At 70.9% G+C, this 18,480-nt stretch carries 27 protein-coding genes; 10 read left to right on the top strand and 17 right to left on the bottom strand.

Annotated elements, in window-relative coordinates; all coding sequences use genetic code 11:
• Positions 1 to 113 precede the first annotated feature (113 nt).
• The gene (locus tag P0592_RS12655) at positions 114 to 1,082 is read left to right on the top strand and encodes a nucleotidyltransferase family protein (RefSeq protein WP_276271258.1); all 969 of its coding nucleotides are present in this window, start codon (positions 114 to 116) and stop codon (positions 1,080 to 1,082) included.
• A 5-nt stretch (positions 1,083 to 1,087) separates the two neighbouring features.
• Here P0592_RS12655 and merB read toward each other — a convergent pair whose 3' ends face one another.
• A complete protein-coding gene (gene merB / locus P0592_RS12650) occupies positions 1,088 to 1,702 on the bottom strand; it encodes an organomercurial lyase (protein ID WP_276271257.1) in 615 nt (204 codons plus the stop codon).
• A gap of 76 nt (positions 1,703 to 1,778) precedes the next feature.
• Between merB and P0592_RS12645 the strand changes: the two genes are divergently transcribed.
• Positions 1,779 to 2,114, top strand: coding sequence for a winged helix-turn-helix transcriptional regulator (locus P0592_RS12645; protein WP_276271256.1), 336 nt, complete (start codon positions 1,779 to 1,781; stop codon positions 2,112 to 2,114).
• A gap of 24 nt (positions 2,115 to 2,138) precedes the next feature.
• Here P0592_RS12645 and P0592_RS12640 read toward each other — a convergent pair whose 3' ends face one another.
• Positions 2,139 to 2,861, bottom strand: a complete 723-nt coding sequence (locus P0592_RS12640; RefSeq protein WP_276271255.1) for a diphthine--ammonia ligase — start codon at positions 2,859 to 2,861, stop codon at positions 2,139 to 2,141.
• Positions 2,862 to 3,091: 230 nt separating this feature from the next.
• Between P0592_RS12640 and P0592_RS12635 the strand changes: the two genes are divergently transcribed.
• The gene (locus tag P0592_RS12635; RefSeq protein WP_276271254.1) at positions 3,092 to 3,469 is read left to right on the top strand and encodes a CBS domain-containing protein; all 378 of its coding nucleotides are present in this window, start codon (positions 3,092 to 3,094) and stop codon (positions 3,467 to 3,469) included.
• A 94-nt stretch (positions 3,470 to 3,563) separates the two neighbouring features.
• Here the strand turns inward: P0592_RS12635 and P0592_RS12630 are convergent, their stop codons facing one another.
• Genes P0592_RS12630 through P0592_RS12620 form a run of 3 tightly spaced genes read right to left on the bottom strand, consistent with a single transcriptional unit; the run spans position 3,564 to position 6,466 of the window.
• Complete coding sequence (locus tag P0592_RS12630; RefSeq protein WP_276271253.1) at positions 3,564 to 4,688, bottom strand: DUF373 family protein; 1,125 nt, start codon at positions 4,686 to 4,688, stop codon at positions 3,564 to 3,566.
• A gap of 42 nt (positions 4,689 to 4,730) precedes the next feature.
• Positions 4,731 to 5,729 (bottom strand): signal peptide peptidase SppA, encoded by a 999-nt coding sequence (gene sppA / locus P0592_RS12625; RefSeq protein ID WP_276271252.1) that lies wholly within the window; start codon positions 5,727 to 5,729, stop codon positions 4,731 to 4,733.
• On the bottom strand, positions 5,726 to 6,466 hold the full coding sequence (locus tag P0592_RS12620) for a proteasome assembly chaperone family protein (protein ID WP_276271251.1): 741 nt from the start codon (positions 6,464 to 6,466) through the stop codon (positions 5,726 to 5,728). Before P0592_RS12620 ends, sppA begins: the two co-directional genes overlap by 4 nt.
• Before the next feature lie 117 nt (positions 6,467 to 6,583).
• On the opposite strand from P0592_RS12620, the gene P0592_RS12615 reads away from it, so the two are divergent.
• The 4 genes from P0592_RS12615 (at position 6,584) to P0592_RS12600 (ending at position 8,376) form a co-directional block, all read left to right on the top strand.
• Positions 6,584 to 6,979, top strand: coding sequence for a nascent polypeptide-associated complex protein (locus tag P0592_RS12615; RefSeq protein ID WP_276271250.1), 396 nt, complete (start codon positions 6,584 to 6,586; stop codon positions 6,977 to 6,979).
• A gap of 1 nt (position 6,980) precedes the next feature.
• Positions 6,981 to 7,703, top strand: coding sequence for a methyltransferase domain-containing protein (locus P0592_RS12610; RefSeq protein WP_276271249.1), 723 nt, complete (start codon positions 6,981 to 6,983; stop codon positions 7,701 to 7,703).
• A 62-nt stretch (positions 7,704 to 7,765) separates the two neighbouring features.
• Entirely contained in the window at positions 7,766 to 7,975 is a 210-nt protein-coding gene (locus tag P0592_RS12605) for a hypothetical protein (RefSeq protein WP_276271248.1), read from the top strand.
• On the top strand, positions 7,972 to 8,376 hold the full coding sequence (locus P0592_RS12600) for a hypothetical protein (RefSeq protein ID WP_276271247.1): 405 nt from the start codon (positions 7,972 to 7,974) through the stop codon (positions 8,374 to 8,376). Before P0592_RS12605 ends, P0592_RS12600 begins: the two co-directional genes overlap by 4 nt.
• Here the strand turns inward: P0592_RS12600 and P0592_RS12595 are convergent.
• Genes P0592_RS12595 through P0592_RS12585 form a run of 3 tightly spaced genes read right to left on the bottom strand, consistent with a single transcriptional unit; the run spans position 8,357 to position 10,394 of the window.
• Positions 8,357 to 8,968: a DUF6517 family protein gene (locus P0592_RS12595; protein WP_276271246.1), complete on the bottom strand. Its 612-nt coding sequence runs from the start codon at positions 8,966 to 8,968 to the stop codon at positions 8,357 to 8,359. The genes P0592_RS12600 and P0592_RS12595 overlap by 20 nt on opposite strands.
• A 4-nt stretch (positions 8,969 to 8,972) precedes the next feature.
• A complete protein-coding gene (locus tag P0592_RS12590; RefSeq protein ID WP_276271245.1) occupies positions 8,973 to 9,299 on the bottom strand; it encodes a transcription factor S in 327 nt (108 codons plus the stop codon).
• Positions 9,300 to 9,347: 48 nt separating this feature from the next.
• Positions 9,348 to 10,394: a cell division protein CdpA domain-containing protein gene (locus P0592_RS12585; RefSeq protein ID WP_276271244.1), complete on the bottom strand. Its 1,047-nt coding sequence runs from the start codon at positions 10,392 to 10,394 to the stop codon at positions 9,348 to 9,350.
• A 125-nt stretch (positions 10,395 to 10,519) separates the two neighbouring features.
• Here P0592_RS12585 and P0592_RS12580 point away from each other — a divergent pair, with 125 nt between their 5' ends.
• Entirely contained in the window at positions 10,520 to 10,807 is a 288-nt protein-coding gene (locus P0592_RS12580) for a DUF5789 family protein (RefSeq protein WP_276271243.1), read from the top strand.
• Between the two features lie 4 nt (positions 10,808 to 10,811).
• Here the strand turns inward: P0592_RS12580 and P0592_RS12575 are convergent, their stop codons facing one another.
• The 3 genes from P0592_RS12575 to P0592_RS12565 form a co-directional block, all read right to left on the bottom strand.
• Complete coding sequence (locus tag P0592_RS12575; RefSeq protein ID WP_276271242.1) at positions 10,812 to 11,018, bottom strand: hypothetical protein; 207 nt, start codon at positions 11,016 to 11,018, stop codon at positions 10,812 to 10,814.
• 39 nt (positions 11,019 to 11,057) lie between these two features.
• The gene (locus P0592_RS12570) at positions 11,058 to 11,231 is read right to left on the bottom strand and encodes a hypothetical protein (RefSeq protein WP_276271241.1); all 174 of its coding nucleotides are present in this window, start codon (positions 11,229 to 11,231) and stop codon (positions 11,058 to 11,060) included.
• A 78-nt stretch (positions 11,232 to 11,309) separates the two neighbouring features.
• Positions 11,310 to 11,489, bottom strand: a complete 180-nt coding sequence (locus P0592_RS12565) for a hypothetical protein (RefSeq protein WP_276271240.1) — start codon at positions 11,487 to 11,489, stop codon at positions 11,310 to 11,312.
• Positions 11,490 to 11,576: 87 nt separating this feature from the next.
• On the opposite strand from P0592_RS12565, the gene P0592_RS12560 reads away from it, so the two are divergent.
• Positions 11,577 to 12,197 (top strand): phosphoribosyltransferase, encoded by a 621-nt coding sequence (locus tag P0592_RS12560; protein WP_276271239.1) that lies wholly within the window; start codon positions 11,577 to 11,579, stop codon positions 12,195 to 12,197.
• On the opposite strand, the gene P0592_RS12555 is transcribed toward P0592_RS12560, so the two are convergent.
• The 5 genes from P0592_RS12555 to dapA all read right to left on the bottom strand — a co-directional run bounded on the left by P0592_RS12555 (position 12,186) and on the right by dapA (position 17,409).
• Positions 12,186 to 13,430 (bottom strand): M20 family metallopeptidase, encoded by a 1,245-nt coding sequence (locus P0592_RS12555; RefSeq protein WP_276271238.1) that lies wholly within the window; start codon positions 13,428 to 13,430, stop codon positions 12,186 to 12,188. The two genes, P0592_RS12560 and P0592_RS12555, sit on opposite strands and share 12 nt — an antisense overlap.
• Complete coding sequence (lysA, locus tag P0592_RS12550; protein WP_276271237.1) at positions 13,427 to 14,662, bottom strand: diaminopimelate decarboxylase; 1,236 nt, start codon at positions 14,660 to 14,662, stop codon at positions 13,427 to 13,429. The genes P0592_RS12555 and lysA overlap by 4 nt, the downstream gene beginning before the upstream one ends.
• A 157-nt stretch (positions 14,663 to 14,819) precedes the next feature.
• Positions 14,820 to 15,659 (bottom strand): 2,3,4,5-tetrahydropyridine-2,6-dicarboxylate N-succinyltransferase, encoded by an 840-nt coding sequence (locus tag P0592_RS12545; protein ID WP_276271236.1) that lies wholly within the window; start codon positions 15,657 to 15,659, stop codon positions 14,820 to 14,822.
• 71 nt (positions 15,660 to 15,730) lie between these two features.
• Positions 15,731 to 16,486 carry a 4-hydroxy-tetrahydrodipicolinate reductase gene (dapB, locus tag P0592_RS12540; protein WP_276271235.1) on the bottom strand — a complete coding sequence of 252 codons (756 nt, stop codon included), beginning with the start codon at positions 16,484 to 16,486 and terminating at the stop codon, positions 15,731 to 15,733.
• Positions 16,483 to 17,409, bottom strand: coding sequence for a 4-hydroxy-tetrahydrodipicolinate synthase (gene dapA, locus P0592_RS12535; RefSeq protein WP_276271234.1), 927 nt, complete (start codon positions 17,407 to 17,409; stop codon positions 16,483 to 16,485). The genes dapB and dapA overlap by 4 nt, the downstream gene beginning before the upstream one ends.
• Positions 17,410 to 17,671: 262 nt before the next feature.
• Between dapA and P0592_RS12530 the strand changes: the two genes are divergently transcribed.
• Positions 17,672 to 18,169 (top strand): LabA-like NYN domain-containing protein, encoded by a 498-nt coding sequence (locus P0592_RS12530; protein WP_276271233.1) that lies wholly within the window; start codon positions 17,672 to 17,674, stop codon positions 18,167 to 18,169.
• A 43-nt stretch (positions 18,170 to 18,212) separates the two neighbouring features.
• Here P0592_RS12530 and P0592_RS12525 read toward each other — a convergent pair whose 3' ends face one another.
• On the bottom strand, positions 18,213 to 18,389 hold the full coding sequence (locus P0592_RS12525; RefSeq protein ID WP_276271232.1) for a DUF8178 family membrane protein: 177 nt from the start codon (positions 18,387 to 18,389) through the stop codon (positions 18,213 to 18,215).
• Positions 18,390 to 18,480 lie beyond the last annotated feature (91 nt).

Raw genomic sequence — 18,480 nt, 5'->3', positions numbered from 1 at the left:
CCCCCGGAGTCCGATAAATGGACCGATGCGGGGCCTCCGCGGGCGTCAGCCGCCCGTCCGACCGCCGGCCCGGAGACAAAAGGAACTTATCAGTCGCCAGCGAGGGCACCGGTATGAAGGCGATCGTCCTCGCCGGCGGGTACGCGACGCGACTCTGGCCGGTCACGAAACACCGACCGAAGATGCTGCTCCCGGTCGGTGACTCGACCGTCATCGACCGCATCCTCGGCGAACTCGAAGCCGACGACCGGATCTCCGACGTGTTCGTCAGCACGAACGAGCGGTTCGCGGACGACTTCCGCGACCACGTCGCGGATTCGGGCTACGAGAAGGTCTCCCTGACCGTCGAGGAGACCACGGAGGAGGACGAGAAGTTCGGCGTCGTCGGGGCGCTGGCCCAGCTGGTCGACCGGGAGGGCCTCGGCGACGAGGACCTGCTGGTCGTGGCCGGCGACAACCTCATCAGCTTCGACGTCGCGGAGTTCCTCGACGCGTTCGAGTCCCACGGCGATCCGACGCTGGCCGCCTACGACGTGGGCTCCCTGGAGAGGGCGAAGTCCTACGGCCTCATCGAGACCGAGGGCGGCGAGGTCGTCGACTTCCAGGAGAAGCCCGACAACCCCAAGAGCACGCTGGTCTCGATCGCCTGCTACGCGTTCCCGAGCGACGCCATCCGCTTCGACGAGTACCTCTCGGGCGGCAACAACCCCGACGAACCGGGCTGGTTCATCCAGTGGCTCGTCGACCAGGACACCGTCCGATCCTTTTCCTTCGACGGCGCGTGGTACGACATCGGGACGCCGGAGAGCTACCTCGAAGCCGTCGCCTGGGAGCTGGAGGGCGAGAACGTCGTCGCCGAGGACGCCGTCGTCGAGAACACGACGCTGGGCGACAACGTCCACGTCCTCGACGGGGCCGAGGTCGTCAACTCCAGCCTCGACAACACCGTCGTCTTCCCCGACGCCACCATCGTCGACGCCGACATCCGCGACTCCATCATCGACAAGGACACCCACGTCGAGAGCCTCGACCTCGCCGGCGCGCTCATCGGCGCACACACGCAGCTGACGAACGGCAACTGACGTCGCTACGCCGCCTCCCCGAACAGTTCGCCCGCCAGCTCCTCCGCGATCCCGACGCCCCTCTCGATCGGGACCGCTGTCGTCGTCGCCTCGGCCTCCGCCGCCCAGGTCTCGTACTCGGCCTCGTCGGCGAAGACGTGGACGTAGCCACACACCTGCCGGTAGACGGTCGCCAGCGTCGGCTCGGTGTCGGCGTCGACGTGGTCCGAGAGCCCCAGCGAGACGACCGCGTCGGGGTGTGACACCGAGACGCCGTCGCCGTCGACCCGCGTCTCGACCGTCTCGCCGCGGACCGGCGTCGTCGACCGGACGGTCCCCGCCTCGTCCCGCAGGAACGGCACCACCAGCGGGTCCAGCACGCAGACGTAGTCCTGACTCCCGTCGTCGGTGACGAACGCGTGTGCGCCGTCGTCGGTGGTACAGAGGTCCTCGGCGGTCGGCGCACGGCCGGCGAGGTCACGCTGTGCCGCCCGGATCGCCGCGACCCACTCCCTACCGTCCCGCAGCGGATCGGTGCCGTACAGCACGCCGAACCGCTCGGCGAGGTCGTCCGGGAACCGAACGGCTTCGAGGTCGGTCGTCGGCCCGATACTGTCGTCGACAGCCTCTCTGTCCGTCATACGCTTTCGCTTTGCTATCCGAAGTTATTAAGCTGTGAAGTCCAAAGTGCTGGACCGAGTCCGAGGATTCGAAGCTATGCGCGAGTTCGACTGTGCGACCGACGACCCGCGGTGTTACTGCCTGCTCTCGGACGTGCTGGACCTGCTTGGCCGGAGGTACGTGATGGACGTCGTCTGCGTGCTCGCGGTCCACGGCTCCGTCCGGTTCGGTACGCTCGAGGACCACGTCCCCGACGCGAGCACCTCGACGCTGTCGGCCCGGCTGGACGACCTCGAGGACGAGGGCCTGATCGCCCGGGAGCAGTACGACGAGATCCCGCCCCGCGTCGAGTACGAACTGACCGAGGAGGGCGAGGAACTGGCCGACCGGCTCCAGCCGGTGCTGGAGTGGGCGCGGGGCAGAGACAGTTAGAACACGCTCGCTCCCGACCGTCCATCACTCCGCCAGCCGCGCGTCCTCGACCCGAATCGTCCCTCGCGTCCCGTCCCACTCCGTGTCGTAGTCCAGCTCGATGCGACGGTCCATGTGCGGCCCGTCGGTCACCAGCGTCTCGAACTCGCCGCCCTCCCCGAGCACGTGGACGCCGTACTCGTCGTTGAGCGCCGCCAGTTCGTCCAGCGCGTCGGCGTCGAGCCGGCGGCCCAACCACGACTCGTCGAGGCCGTATGCCGCGACGCGGACGATGCGGATCTCGAAGCCGGCGTCGAGCATCGCCTCCGCCAGCGCCCGTGGGTCCTCCTGCCAGAGGGGCGCGAAGACGTTCACCTCCAGTCGGTCGGCCATCGCCTCGATGCGGGAGGTCTGGTACTCGCTCTCGACGGCCCCGGCCGTGACGCCGGCGATGCCGCCGTCGAGGTCGTCGTCCAGTGCCCGGAGCGCGGCCTCCAGCGGCTCCAGTTCGGCGTCGCCCTGTGCGCCCGAGTCGACGACCTCGTCGGCGTCGAAGTCGTCGGGTTCGACCTCCACGAGCGGGATGCCGACGCTCTCGGCGGCCAGTCGGGCCAGCCGGGTGGCCGGGACGTGGTACATGTAGGAGTCGCCCTCCGGGTGGACGGTCACCAGCCGCTCGACGGCACGGCCGGATTCCAGCGCCCGGTACAACGCCCACGAGGAGTCCTTGCCGCCGGAGAACAGCGAGACCCACGCACCGTCGGACATACGCGGGCGTAGCCGACGACGGGGTAAATCGCTGTCTATCCGCGAGTGTGAGAGGACGGTTCACGAGGCCGCGGTTCACGGCCGTCGAGGGGACGCATCCGCCCAGTGTCGACGGTACGTCCGCCCCCGCCCTCCCGGGAGTGGCTGCCCGTATGCTGCCGGCGACGAGACGGTGATCTGGTCGCTACGACAGGAACACACATTTACTACTCGCGCCAGTCCCTGGTAGTATGAGTTCTGACGAGAGAACGACTGTCCGAGACGTGATGTCCACCCCCGTGGAGACGGTCTCGGAGGAGGCGACGGTGGTCGAAGCCACGCAGCGGATGAGAGAGAAAGACATCAACGCACTCCTCGTCGAGACCACGCCGCGGGCCATCGTCAGCAGTACCGACGTGCTCGACGCGATCGCCGACGGACGAAACGTCTCGGAGTTACAGGTGGCGGACGTGATGACGACCAACATCGAGACCGCTTCCCCGGACCTCTACATGGAAGAGGTCGCCGCGATGATGACCACGTACGGTATCAAACACCTCCCGGTCGTCGACGACGATTACGTCGGGATGGTCTCCTCGACCGACATCACCGCCCACCTGTCGGAGTAGCCGAACGGCAGACACACCGATGTCGTCGGAGGGGCCTCGCTGTACCGACCGGATCGAGAGCGCGAAGGACGGGTGTGCGATCGCCGTCGCTCCCCTATTCGACCAGTTCCTGCTCGATGTCGCTCTCGTTGACGTAGGCGGCGACGCGGACGCCGACGAGGCTGATGAGGATGCCCGCGAGGATGAACAGCGCGAGGCGGGTACCGGCCTCCATCGGGAAGCCGTTGATCTCGACGATACCGAACGACATCGTCGGGACCCGGAAGGCCTCGAAGACGCCGGCCCGTTCGAGGAAGTACGCCGAGAACCCGCGGACGACGAGGCCGACCGCGACCGCGCCGAACGGGAGGTTCACGTACGCGCTGCGGAGCCCGTCCCGTTCGAGGAGTTCGTCCAGCAACCGTCCGAGCGACGCCGCCAGCGCCGCCGCGGTCAGCCACGGGACCGACTCGAAGAGGAACGTGTTGGCGACGATGAACGGGCCGGTGGAACCGACGGGCGACACCTCCAGCGCGCCGGCGAACACGCCGACCACGGAGAGGCCGCCGGCGACGACGTAGGTCACGAGCGACACCTGGCCGGAGTACAGGGCCTCCTGGATCTGCCCGGGGAGCCGCGAGAGGTACGTGTCGATCCCCAGGCCCTTGTAGATGAGGAACACGCCGAGCGCGGCCGCGATGGCCCCGACGGCGATGGTGGTGCTGTCGGCGACGATCAGCAGGATCGGGAAGGCCAGCAGGGCGATCCCAAGCGGCACGAGGACGGTGGTCCGGAGCTCCTCGTCGGCGAGGAACTGCTTGAGGAGGTAGTAGGTGGACTCGATGTCCCGGGCCTGCCGGACGACGACGCGGTCGACGGCGTCGACGCGGACCCTGCTCTCGACGATGGGGACGAGGCGCTCGTCCTCGGCGCTGTCGACGACGACCACCGCCGAGTCGGGGTCGTGTGTCTCGACCAGCTCCTCGGTCTGAGCGGCGATGTCGCGGTCGGCACCGACGGCGTCGCCGCCGCTCCCGACGACGGCGACGACCGGGTCGTCACCGTCGGCGTCGAGGTCGTCGGCGACCCGCAGCCCCTCCAGCAGACAGTTGACGCGGCTGTCCTCGGGGTCGACGACGCCCGTCTCCGTGATGAGCGACTCGACGGCGTCCCGACCGACGACCGGACACTCGCCCGCAACCGGGCTGTCCCGGTCGATACACACCACCAGCGTGGTCACGGTGGATCAGAGACGGGCGCGGAATAAAAAACCCTCGCGCGGTCAACGACGGAAGGAGAGCCCGTCCACGTCGCCGTCGAAGACGCTCGCGACGCCGGCACCGAACGCGAACGCGGTCGCCTGTGCGCCGCCCAGCAGCCGGGCGGGGAGCGGTCGCTCGGGCTCGAACTCACGGACGGTGACCGGCTCGCCCAGCCGGTCTTCGAGGCGGTCCTCGACGTCCTCGCGGGTGCCGAGCTCGTCGACCAGCCCCAGCTCGGCGGCCTCGCTCCCGAGGTAGACGCGGGCCTCGGTGGCCCGGAGTTCGTCGGCGTCCATCTCCCGGCCCTCGGCCACCGTCTCGACGAACTGGTCGTAGTAGTCGTCGACGATGCCCTGGAGGTACTCGCGTTCCGCCTCCCGCATCTCCTTCAGCGGGAGGCCGGCGTCCTTGTACTCGCCGGCGGTGAGTTGCTCGTAGGAGAGCCCGAGTTCGTCGGCCAGTTCCTTGGCGTTGATCCGGGAGCCGATGACGCCGATGGAACCGACGATCGACCCCTCCCGCGCCCAGAGCTCGTCACAGCCGGCGGCGATGTCGTAGCCGCCGCTGGCGCAGGTGTCGGTGGCGTACGCGACCGTCGGGCCGTCGAAGCGCTCGGCGGCCAGCCGGATGTCTTCGCTGGGGACGATCTCGCCGCCGGGCGTGTTGAGCTTCAGCAGGAGCGCCTCGCTCCCGCGGTCCTCGTCGGCCCGCTCGATCTGCTCGACGACGTCGTCGGCGCTGGCACCGGTCGGCGGCGAGGCGAGCCCGCCGCCGCCGTCGCGGGTGATCGGTCCCTCGACGGCGACCTCGGCGACGTTGTGCGCCGGGATCAGCGAGCCCGCGACGTTGCTCGCGATCCGCGCCGCCAGGCCGACCGCCCCCAGCACCAGCAGGACGCCGAGCAGCCCCGCGAGGTCGCCGGGGACGGCGAGGAACAGGAACCACGCCAGCGCACCGACGACGACCACGGCGACCGCCAGGATGACGAGCCTGGCGACCGCCTCGGCGTCGACGCTCACTGGTACATCCCGAGCGGCCGTGCGCTCGTGCTCTCGTCCTCGGCCTCGCCCATCTGCTGGGCCAGCCGCTCCTTGGCCTCGCTGATCTCTTCGGCCTGTTCGACCAGCGCGTCGGTGTCGACCTCGAACTCGCCCAGCGGGCCGATGGCGGTGTTCAGCAGCGCCCGCGCCGCCTCCGGGTCGGGGAACTGCGGGTCGGCCTCGACGACGAGCGCGACACCCGTCAGGCCCCGCCGCTGAGCCTCGTGGACGAGCGCGCCCGTCGGGCCGGTGACCGCACCCGACTCCGTCGGCGGGTCGACGCCGGCCTCGTCGAGCAGCGCCGCCCCCTCGCCCGTCGCGACGCCGTACACCGACGGCGGGCTGTCGCCTTTCTCGGCCGGCATCCCGCTGAGGAAGATCGGCGTCGCGTTCTGGCTCTCGAACCAGGCGCTGAGACAGCTCGCGAACTCGTCGGCGGCCTGTGGAGAGACCGGCGCGTCGCTCTGGAGGACGAGGAGATCGTGGTCGGGGTCCGCGTGGATGCGGACCGGCCCCCGCACCTCGGGGTCGCCCTCGGCGTAGACCGCGATCTCCGGCAGCCCCTCACAGTACGCCGTCGCGTAGTGGGCCATCCCGTAGGCGTCGACCAGGTGGTCTGCGGCGATCTTCCCGACCAGGCCGACGCCGGGCAGCCCCTCGACCAGCGTCGGCTCGTCCAGCTCGACGTCGTCGCGGTGGACCGCTACGTGTGCCATAGCGCGACGTTGGGGTGCCTGCGGCTTGAAAGTGAAGGGCCGCCCGGAGGCGACCGTCCCCGGACCCTCACGGGACGGGTCGTGACACTTTTCCCCCAGTAACGCGCACTCCGAGGTATGTTCGGCGGAGGCGGCGGGGGGATGAACCCTCGCAAGATGAAGCAGATGATGGAACAGATGGGCATCGACATGGAGGACATCGACGCCGAAGAGGTGATCATCCGGACCCCCGACGAGGAACTGGTCTTCACGGACGCGGAGGTCCAGCTGATGGAGGCCCAGGGACAGAAGACCTACCAGGTCGTCGGCGACCCCGAGTCCCGGGAGCGCGGCGAGACCGACGACGCGGCCGCCGAGGACGACGGCGACGGTGACGGCGACGACGGCACCGCCGTCGACGCCGACGACGTGGAACTGGTCGCGATGCGGGCCGGCGTCGACGAGGACACCGCCCGCGAGGCGCTCGAGGACAACGACGGCGACCTCGCGGACGCCGTCGACCAGCTGGAGTAGCGTGGCCTACCTCTTCGTCCACGAGGACCGCGAGTACCTGCTGGACCGCGGCGAGCGCTTCGAGTCGGATCTGGGCATTCTGGAAGTCCCCGAGGACGTCGAGCCCGGCGACGTCGTCGAGACCCATCTCGGGACCGGCTTCACCGTCCGCCGGCTGCGCGGCCCGGACCTGTTCACCCACCTCGAACGCACCGGCGCGCCGATGATGCCCCGCGACGTGGGGCTGGTGGTCGGCAAGACCGGCGTCGCGGCGGGCGACCGCGTGCTCGACGCCGGCACCGGGACGGGTATCCTCAGCGCCTACCTGGGTCGGCTGGGGGCCGACGTGGTGACCTACGAGATCGACCCGGAGTTCGCCGAGGTGGCCCGCGAGAACATGGCGACGGCGGGCGTGGCCGACGCCGTCGAGGTGCGGACCGGCGACGTGACCGACGACCTGGACACGCTCTCGGGGTTCGACGTGGTGACGCTGGACACCGAGGACGCACCGACCGTCGTCGAGCGGACGCCGACGCTGCTCGACCGCGGCGGGTCGCTGGCGGTGTACTCGCCGTTCGTCGAGAACACCCGGGCGGCCGTCGACGCCGCCGAGTCGGCCGGCCTGACCGACGTGGAGACGCTCGACACCATCCAGCGCGAGATGGACTTCGACCACCGCGGCTCCCGCCCGTCGACGGGCGGCGTCGGCCACACGGGCTACCTGACGTTCGCCCGCCGACCCTGAGCGGAGCGGTCCCGCCCGTTTGGGTGTGCTTTCAAGACCTGTCGTCACGTATACCGGTTCGTATGAGCGACGCAGAGACACCCGACGAGACCACGACGTGGCCGGAGCTGGCGATCGGCCTGTACGACCGACTCACCGGGCGCAACGCCGAGATCACGTACGAGTTCGAGGACATGGAGGTCGACGTCCCGAGCAAGACCGGCGAGGACGCCGACTACGCCCACTGGCGACTCGACGGCGCGCTCACCATCACGACCCGCGAGCGAGAGTGAGTACGCGGACGGCCGCCGACGAGCGCGAGCCCGCGACGACGCTCGCCGAGCTGCTGGACGCCCTGGAGGACCGGCCGCCGCTGGGCGTCGACGCCGACCTCACCGTCGCCGTCGACGGCGCGGAGGGACGCGTGGTCGGGTACGGGGACCTCGTCGCCGTCGACCTCCCCTCGCTGCCGGCGGCGCTCACGCTCCGGCGGTCGAGCCCCGCGGACCCGACGGACGCGGCGGCGGCGCTGGCCTCCGTCGACCTGACCGTCGAGGTCCGGGTCCGTGGTGTCCCGGTCGGCCGGATCGGCGCAGACGCCGCCCCGGGCAGGGTCGCTCGGCTGCTGGGGCTCGGCCCCGTCGAACTCGTCCCCGAGGGGGCGTTACTGGCGCTCACTCGACGGCGCGGATGAGCGCCAGCAGTTCCTCGCGGTAGTCCCGCGGCCCGCGCCGCAGTTCGGTCGGCGGGTCGTCGAGCGCCAGCACGTCCGCCACCGGCCGGTCCGGGTACGCGCCGGCGGCGATGCGGAACCCGTCGCCGTGCCAGACCCCGACCCACCCCGTTATCGAGAGCGCCGCGTCGGCCGCCGGGAGGGCGAGTTCACCGGAGTAGGTCCGCAGGCGGGCGCGGTCGCCGCTGTCCGTGCGGACGCGCTCCCGGCGGCCGCGCTCGACGCGCTCGAACCCACGGTCCCGGAGTTCGTCGGCGAACGTCGACTCCGCCTCCGAGCGGACGGTCGAGAGGATCATCGCCGGTCCGATCCCGGGCGCGAGCGGCGGGGTGAACGTCAGCGCGGTCGCGAAGAAGAAGCGCCACTGCTGGTCGACGCCGGCAGCCCGTTGGGCCGCTTCCCGGGTCCGCTCGTCGTCGTAGACCCGGGTCGCGCCGACGACGCTGGCCGTCGGCAACTTGAACACCGTCTCGACGCTCTCGTCGGCCAGCGCCCAGCCGCCCTCGTCGAGGGCGTCGGTCGGCACCGCCGGGAACGAGGCGTCGTCGGACACGCTCTCAGTGGTCGTCCTCGCGCCACTTGTGCTCGCACTCGGTACAGGTGAAGAATCGGGTCTCTGACTCGTCTGCCGCCCGGATCTGCTTCATCTCGTAGAAGGCCCTGTCGTTGCCACACTCCGGGCACCGCTCGTTCGTCGTCGGCCCCATGTCGCCGGCGTCGACCTCGGAGGTGTCGACCACCTCGGACTCCTCCTGGCCCTGCGTGGTGACGGCCATCTCCTGCTCGGCGGCCTCGTCGCGGAGCGTCTCGTTCCCGCAGCTCCCGCAGACCCACTTGTCGCCCTCTGTCTTCATCATCGAACCGCAGTCGTCGCAGAACTCCATGTTAGCCAGGGCTACGCGTGCCGCCCGTGTTAAACGCCCGGATTCGGGTCAGTCGTTCTCGACCCACGCCGAGCAGGCCTCCATATCGTCGAGCGCCTCCCCGTGGAAGGTACAGTGGGGCTGGATGTCGCCGTCGGCCATCACGTACTGGAAGTGCCGGCAGTTGCCACAGTAGCTGTCCGGCTCGCCGCGGTGGGCGGCCGTCTCCGTGATCGGGTCGTGGCCGGTCGGTTGGGTCGTCGTCCCCCCGTTCGACGCCTCCGGACCGGCGGTGGCGACGTCGGCGTCGACCTCACGCTCCGAGGGACCGCTCGGTGTCGTCGACCCGGACGAGTCCGCTCGGGCCACGGCCTGGCGGTCGCCCGCTCCGGCGTCACGAGTGCCGGCGTCGGTCCCGCCCGCGCCACCGGCTGCGTCCGACCCCCCATCGGTCGACCCGGTGGACGGTGCGCCGAGGACCTCGCCCTCGCCGCCGTCGCTGACGGTGCCCCGGCCGGCGTCGCTGCGGTTCGTCTGGGTCTCGACGCCGCCGTCGGGGTCGCTCCCGAGCAGCCCGACGCCGCCCAGCCCCGGGATCGGGCGGGCCTCCTCGACGAGTTCGATAGTGCCGGCCTCGGTGATGCGCATCCGCGCGGTGCCGCCCGGTGCCTTGCGCGTCTCGAAGGTCGCCAGGGCGGCGAACAGACACCAGAACGTCGTCAACACCCCGGCGAGGTAGACGGCGCTGACCCCCAGCGCCAGCAGCGGGTCGTTGGCCATCCAGCTGTTCGGGTAGACGCTGCGGAAGGCCGCGACCCCCAGCAGCGAGAGGGCCACACCGACGAGGGCCGTCGCACGGACCCGGCGACTGGCCGGCAGGACGGCGAACACCCCGAACACGACGGCGGGGAGACCGACCCCGGCGACGATCCCCGCTACCTCCCGGGCTGCGTAGTCGCCGAGCCCGACTACCGCCCCCACGTCCGTCGTCGCCAGCGCGATGGCGGCGACGAGCGCCCCGAGCCCGGCACCGACGAGCGCCGTCCCGGCGACCTGCTGGCGGCGCGACGCGACACGTCCCACCTCCCCCTCGTAGACGTCCGTCAGGCTGGTCATACGCGTCTGGACGGTATCCATCACCAAAACACCACGTCAGACGCGCGCACGACGCGCGAGCGACTGCGAGGCGGCGGCGCTCGCGTTCCGAAAGCACTAATCGGACCGGCCGGGAGCCTAGAGGTATGAGCGACGACGACAGCGAGGAAGAGGCGGAACCGGCCGTCGAACTCGGCGATGGGCCGGACGTCGAGGGCGCGCCGCTGGCCCGCGTCAGCGCGCGGTTGACCTGGGGGATCGAACACAGCACGGTCGTCGACCGCGAGGGCGACACCGTCGTCCGCACGCCCGACGGCCCCAGAGAACTCGCGGACGTGCTCGGCGAGGTCGACGAGCCGTACTTCGCCGACCGCCACGAGTTCGAGGACGCGGTCCGCGAGGTCGTCGGCACGGGGCCGGTCCCGACCGAGTGACGGCTCAGCCGTTCCGGTCGCCCGGACCGGCGTCGTCGGCCTCGTCACCGGGCGGTCCCGCGCCGTCGGCGTAGTCTTTCCTGTCGCCCCACTGGTCGCGGGTGACCCACAGCGCGATGGCGAGGACGACGACCACCGGCAGCGTCATCGCGACGAGCAACAGCACGACGAAGACCGCCATCCCCACCGGGACGCCCTGCAACAGTACCATACGCCCGGCTACAGCACCCCGGCTGAAACGCCTTTCTGACTACCGCATATTCTCGAGCGAGCGGACCGTGTCCGACGCGAGCCACGCGCCGTCGGCGTCGGGAGCCTCGATACTCAGCGCGTAGAACGAGTCGCGGCCGTCGTCGACGGTGAGGTGGTACGCCCGACTGGTCAGCTCCGCCGGACCCGTCGGAACTGCTGGCTCTGGTGACACGAACCCGTCTCGGAGGTTGTCACGGTTAAACCAGTCGGTTCGGGTCGCAGCGTCCCTGAGCCGCCCGAGCAGTGTCCGCTACTCGACACGCTCGCGGTCCGTGCCGTCGGTGGCTTCGTCCCGTCCGCGTCGCTTTCCGAACAGGTAGGCGGCCACGACGAGGGCCAGCGGGACGACCGCGAACATCGCCATCATAATCAGGACGAGCAGGAGTTCGGGGCCACCCGGGAGACCGGGGAACAGGAGGAGGGAGTCCATAAGAGCGGGTTCGCCCGTCGCTCGCTTAGTCGTTGGGCCTCCTCGGCCGGGCGGGAGGCTTTGGTACCGGCGACCGTAGCGAGAGGTATGTTCACGAACCGCACGGAAGCGGGGGAGCGAGTCGCCGCCGGACTCCGGGAGCGGGGCATCGAGGCGGACGTCGTGCTGGCGATCCCCCGGGGCGGGCTCCCGGTCGCGCGGCCGGTCGCGGACGCGCTCGGCGTCCCGCTGGACGTGGTCGTCGCGCGGAAGGTCGGCGCGCCGGACAACCCCGAACTGGCCGTCGCCGCCGTCGCCGACGACGGGACGACGTGGCGCAACGAGGCGATCATCGCCTCGCTCGACCTCGACGAGGCGTACCTCGAACGGGAGACGGCCCGCGAGCACGAGGCGGCCGCCGAGAAGTTCCGGCGGTACAGGGGCGACAGGCCGGCGCTCGACCTCGCGGGCGAGCGCGTGGTGATCGTCGACGACGGCCTCGCGACCGGGGCGACGATGCGTGCCTGCGTCCGGCGTGTCCGGGACGCCGGGGCCGCGAGTGTCGTCGTCGCGGTCCCCGTCGCCAGCCCCCAGTCGGCGCGCGAACTCGCCAGTCAGGCCGACCGCGTCGTCGCCCTCGAGGAGCCGCCCGGGTTCGGTGCCGTCGGCCGGTACTACCGGGAGTTCGGGCAGGTCAGCGACGAGGACGCGATGGCGCTACTGGAGTAGGCGCTCGAGCGTCTCCCGGACCGCGCGGGCGGCCGTCCGGACCTCGGAGAGGCGGACGTACTCCCGGTCGGAGTGAGCCACCGCGCCCACCCCGTCGGTCAGGTCGCCGGGGCCGAAGACGACCGTCGGGCAGTGTTCCGCGAAGTACGACGCCTCGGTGGCCGCACCGAACGGCCGCGTGGCCCCGCCGCTTGCCTCCTGCAAGGTCCGCACGAGGGTCGCGTCGGGGTCGGTCGCGAACGCCTCCGGGAACGGCGTGTCGGGCCGGAGGAGGCTCACCTCGAGGTCCATCCCGGTCGGGAGCCACTGGGCGAGGTGGGCCTCCAGTTCCGTACAGAACGTGGCGCTGGTCTCCGGCGGCACCGACCGCCGATCGAACGTGATGGTACACTCCGCCGGCACCTGGTTCGTCGCCTCGCCGCCCTCGATCATCGACGCGGTGAGGACGGGCCGGCCGAGCCGGTCGTGTTCGCCCGGTCCGCGCGCTCGCGGTTCCGTCCGGTCACCGCTGGCGGACTCCGAGGCCCCCCGGGTCTCGCCCTCGTCGAACGTCTCCATCGCCTGCAGGATGGGGGCCGCCGCCCGGATCGCGTTCAGGCCGCTCTCGGGGTCGGCGGCGTGGGCGCTCTCGCCGCGGATCGTCACCGTCCCCTCGAACTGCCCCTTGGCGGCCGTACAGACGTCCAGCCCCGTCGGCTCGCCGACGATCGCGGCGTCCGCGTCGATCGTCTCGGCGAGGTGTGCGCCGCCGGTCTGGGTCGTCTCCTCGTCCGTCGAGACCGCGAGCGTCACCGCGCCGTCGCGGGGATCGACGGTGAGGAAGGCGTCCAGCAGCGCGGCGAGCGGCCCCTTCGCGTCGCAGGCCCCGCGACCGCAGACCACGTCTCCTTCCCCCTCAGCGCCGTCTCGCGGACGCCGGCCGCTCGACTGTTCCGAGCCGGGACGCGCGTCGCCGCCGTCGCCGGGCGGCTCCGCCCGCCGCTCGTAGGGGACGTGCGGCGGGACGGTGTCGATGTGCGTGTTGAGCAGGAGGTGCGTGTCGGCGTCGGCCGCGGCCTCGTGGTCCCCCGCGCCGGCGGTGGCGAGGACGCTCCCGCGGTCGTCGACGGTCGGGTCGAACCCCTCGTCGTCGAGCGTCTCGACCAGCAGGGACCGCATCTCCTCGACCGACTCGTGGGAGGGCGTCTCGACGGCCGCGCGGTGGAACGCGTCGATGTCGTATGCCCCGTTCATCGCTCCACGCGGGTCACGTCGTCGATGGTCTCGCGTTCCCGGACGACCCGTGCCGCGCCGTCCTCGACGGCCACCTCGGCGGGCCGTGGCTGGGAGTGAAACTGGTTCGCGAGTTCGTAGCCGTACGCGCCGGCGTTGCCGACGGCCAGCAGGTCCTCGCGCCGTGGCTCCGCGATCGGCCGGTCGGTACAGAACACGTCCGCGCTCGTACAGCAGGGGCCGCCGACCGAGACGGGTTCCGGGTCGCGGTCGGGCGCGGAGACGTTCCGGATGGGGTGGTAGGAGCCGAACATCGCCGGCCGGATCAGCGTCGCCAGCGAGGCGTCGACGCCGACGACGGTGGCGGCGGGCGTCTCCTTGACCGTGTTCACCTCGGTCAGGATCAGCTCGGCGTCGGCGACGACGTAGCGCCCGGGTTCGAGCTTGATCTGGGCGTCCAGCTCCCCGACGGCCTCGCGGACCCTCTCGCCGACGACCCCCATATCGAGTGGCTCCTCGTCCTCGCGGTAGGGGACGCCGAACCCGCCGCCGAAGTCGACGAACTCCAGGTCGGTGATCTCGCGCTCGACCCGCCGGCCGAGGTCCGCGACCTTCCCGATGGCCCGGCAGTGGTCGTCGAGGTCGTCGTGGAGGACGCCGCTGCCGGCGTGGGCGTGCAGGCCCACGAGGTCGAAGCGATCGGCCAGGTCCGCGGCCAGGTCGGCCACCTCGTCGTACGGGATGCCGAATTTCGCGTCCTTGCCCGTCGCCACCTTCTCGTGGTGGCCCGTCCCGATGCCGGGGTTGACGCGGACGGCGACGCGGCCGTCGTAGCCCCGTGCCGCCAGCCGGTCGAAGGTGTCCCGCGCCCCGCCGGTGACGGTCAGGCCCGGATTGTCCGCCGCGAGGTCGACGGCGTAGTCGAGGTCCCGGTCCGGCGGATTGACCGCGGTGTACTGGAGCGTGTTCGGGTCCGCGCCGGCCTCGATGGCCCGGTGGAGTTCGCCCCACGCGGCACACTCGATGTCCGCGCCGGTCGCCAGCAGCTTCGAGAGGACGGCCCCGCCGGTGTGGGCCTTCGCCGCGTACATCACGTGGGCGTCGGGGAAGGCCGCCGCGAACCGCTCGTAGTTCGCGGCGACGCGGTCGAGGTCCAGCACGTACAGCGGCGTCCCGTGGTCGGCCGCCAGCCGACCCAGTCGGTCGTGGTCCCAGTCCGCGAGGCGGCGGACCGGGGGCGAGTCGTGGCTCATACCACGAACGACGGCGTCGCCCGCTAACAAGGGTTGCGCTTCGCGCGGTCGCCGTTCGCGTTTCGAGAGTCCTCGCTCCGCTCGGAACCACGCTGCTCACGGTTCGCTGTCGCTCGCCGTTCGCGTTTCGAGAGTCCTCGCTCCGCTCGGACTCTCGCTAGTCCCGAAGCGCGTCCTCCCGCTCCGTCGCCTCCAGCGTCTCCTCCTCGACGTCGGTGGCGACCACGGCGGGCTTGTACGCGCCGCCGTCGAACAGGTCGTGTTCGCCCACCGACGAGTCGACGAACCGCTGGAACGCCCGGCGCTCGGGCGGCAGTTCGCCGTAGATGACCTCCTCCTCGACGAGGTCGTAGACCGGGATCCGCGGCGTCAGCAGCGTGTTCTCGCCGACGACCGAGCCCTCGCCGACGACGAAGCCGCTGGTGACCCGACAGCCCGCGCCCAGCGAGACGTCGTCCTCGACGATGACGGGGTTGCTCTCGACCGGTTCGAGGACGCCGCCGATGAGCGTGTTCGCGCCGATCTTGACGTTCTCGCCGATCTGGGCGCAGGAGCCGACCACGTCACAGGAGTCGACCAGCGTCCCGTCGCCGACGTGGGCTCCGATGTTGACGAACGAGGGCGACATCATGATGCAGTCCTCGCCGAGGTACGCCCCGCGGCGGATCGTCGTGCCGTCGGGGGTGTTGCGGGTGCCGCGCTCGCCGAGGTCCTGCGTGTCACGCAGCGGCAGCACGTCGTGGTAGGCCACGTCGCCGTACTCGCGCTCGTATGTCTCCCGGAACGCGAAGTTCAGCAGGATGCCCCGCTTGACCCACTCGTTGACGACCCACTCGCCGTCGACCTGCTCGGCGGCGCGCACGTCGCCGTTCTCCAGCGCCGTCAGGAACTCGTCGAGCGTGTCCAGTTGCGGCGGCTCGATCTCCTCGATCGTCGCGCCGTCCTCGTAGGCCGTCCAGAGGTGACCGATGTTCTCCTCTAAGTCTTGTCCGAGCATACCCGCCGCTACCGGCCGGGGAACTAAATCAACAGGGATTCGGACGGGCGACAGCTGGTGCCGGCGGAGAGTTACGCGTCGACGACCGCGCTGAACTCGTAGCGGCCGGGCTCTCGGTCGGCGAGCCAGACGGCGGCGTCGAGCGCGCCCGCGGCGAAGACGGCGCGGTCCTCCGCGCGGTGGGACAGCGAGAGGACCTCGTCGTTGCCCGCCAGGAGCAGTTCGTGCTCGCCGCGGATGTCGCCGGCCCGCCGGGCGAAGACGCCGATCTCGTCGTCCTCGCGGGGCGCGTGACCCTCGCGGCCGTAGACCGGTTCCACGTCGCGCTCCTCCCGGACGGTGTCGAGGATGCTGTTTGCGGTGCCGGAGGGCGCGTCGACCTTGCCGTTGTGGTGCGATTCGAGGAGTTCGAGGTCGTAGTCGTCCAGCGCACGCACCGCCTCCCGGACGGTACGCTGGAGCACCTGGATGCCCGGCGAGAAGTTCGCGGCCTTCAGGAGCGGGACCTCGGCGGCGACGGCGTCGAGTCGGTCCAGTCCCGCCTCGTCGAAGCCCGTCGTCCCGACGACCATCGCCGTCCCCGTCGCGGCGCAGGCGTCGGCGACGGTCAGCGCGCCCTCGGGGACCGCGAAGTCGACGACGGCGTCGACGTCGTACTCCGCGAGCGCGTCGGCGGCCTCGTCGGGGTGGACGACCGGGACGCCCGCGACCTCGGCCACGTCGCTGGTCGCGAAGCCGACGACGACCTCGCAGTCGCGGTCCGCGGCCGTCTCGGCGACCGCGCCGCCCATCCGGCCGGTGATCCCGTTGACCGCGACCCGCGTCATCGCTCGGCCTCCGCGTACTCGTCTTCGAGGTCCTCGGTCTCCAGCGAGCGGAGCACCTGCTCCAGGTGGTCCGTGTGCTCCTCGGAGAGGCGCGTCAGCGGCGAGCGCACGTAGGCCGGGCCGTAGCCGCGGATGCGCATCGCCTCCTTGACCGGGATGGGGTTGGTCTCGCTGAACAGCGCGCGGAACAGCGGGCCGAGCTCGTGGTGGATGGCGCGGGCGCGCTCGTAGTCCTCCGAGAGGGCGGCCCCGACCATCGCACAGGTGCGTTCGGGTTCGACGTTGGCGGCGACGGAGATACAGCCGTGCCCGCCGACCGACAGCATCGGCAGGGTCATCCCGTCGTCGCCCGACAGCACCGCGAACGCCTCGTCGCGGGTGCGCTCGATGATCTCCGAGATCTGGTTCATGTCGCCGCTGGCGGCCTTGTACGCCGCGACGTTCTCGTGGCTCGCCAGCTCGACGGCGGTGTCGGGTTCGATGTTGCGACCCGTCCGCGAGGGGACGTTGTAGACGATCTGGGGCACGTCGATCTCGTCCGCGATGGCCGTGTAGTGGTCCACTAGCCCCTGCTGTTCGGGCTTGTTGTAGTACGGCGAGATGAGCAACAGGGCGTCCGCGCCGGCGTCGGCCGCGCGCCGCGAGAGCGACAGCGCCTCGCGGGTGTTGTTCGACCCGGTGCCGGCGATGACCGGCACGTCGTCGACGGCGTCGACGACCGCCTCGACGACCTCGACGTGCTCGTCGTGGGTCATCGTGGCCGACTCGCCGGTCGACCCGACCGGCACGAGGCCGTCGACGCCCGCCGATTCGAGGCGCTGGGCGTCGGCTCGGAGTGTCTCGAAGTCGATGCTGCGGTCCGCGTCGTCGTGGAACGGCGTGCACATCGCGGGGTACACGCCGCGGAAGTCGATGTCCGTCATTACTGTGTGGTGTGTCGTGGCTGCGGGATATGTGGTCCGGTTGCGAGCGGTGCGGGAGAAGGTGGCCCGGGACGGGGGCGCTACGCCCGCCGCGAGCCGTCGCTACGCACGCTTGCGCTTGGGCACGACGCGCGCACCGCTGTCGGCGGGCCGACCGCAGGTCACGCGGCGTCGCGACATAGTCGTGTCACCGCGCGTGAGGGACTTAGCCCTTGCGCTCCGAGCCCGAAAACCTATCCAGCAGGCGGGGCCAACTCACGCTATGACTGTCGCACACCCGGGCCAGCGCGTCGCCGTCCTGGCGGACGCGCAGAACCTCTACCACACCGCTCAGAGCCTCTACTCTCGGAACATCGACTACTCCGCGCTGCTGGAGGAGGCCGTCTCCGGCCGGGAACTGAGCCGCGCGATCGCCTACGTCATCCGCGCGGACTCCCCCGAGGAGGAGTCGTTCTTCGAGGCGCTGGTCGACATCGGGTTCGAGACCCGCATCAAGGAGATCAAGACGTTCGGCGACGGCTCGAAGAAGGCCGACTGGGACGTGGGGATGAGCCTCGACGCGGTGACGCTGGCGGCCCACAACGACGCCGTCGTCCTCTGTACCGGCGACGGCGACTTCGCGCGGCTCTGTCGGTACCTGCGTCACGAGGGCTGTCGCGTCGAGGCGATGGGGTTCGAGCAGTCCACCGCCGAGGAGCTCAGGGACGCCGCCGACGGCTTCGTCGACATGAGCGAAGAGCGGGACCGGTTCCTGCTGTAGCGGTCGCTGGCGCGTCGGTTCGTGAGAGGAGGGAGCGGCCGGTTCAGACCGGGCGGCCGTCCTCGGAGGTGCCCACGAGCAGCGCGCCCGCGGCCAGCCCGAGCGCCGCGACGCCGGCCGCCACGGTCGGGACCGGGAGCCCCAGCGGGCCGAGTATCAGGACCGTACTGACGAGCAACAGCAGCGCGCCGAGCATCACTTTCCGCGTGTCGGTAGCCATTATACCGACTCCTATCGGTTCATCCGATATAAATTCCCCCAAAACGCCCGACGGGAGTGCGACACGCGGTCACACGCGGCACGCGCAGGGG

The organism is Haloarcula litorea (genome assembly GCF_029338195.1).
GTDB lineage: Archaea > Halobacteriota > Halobacteria > Halobacteriales > Haloarculaceae > Haloarcula > Haloarcula litorea.
Note: the sequence above shows the minus strand (reverse complement) of the source record. Positions and strands in the feature narration are given on the sequence as shown.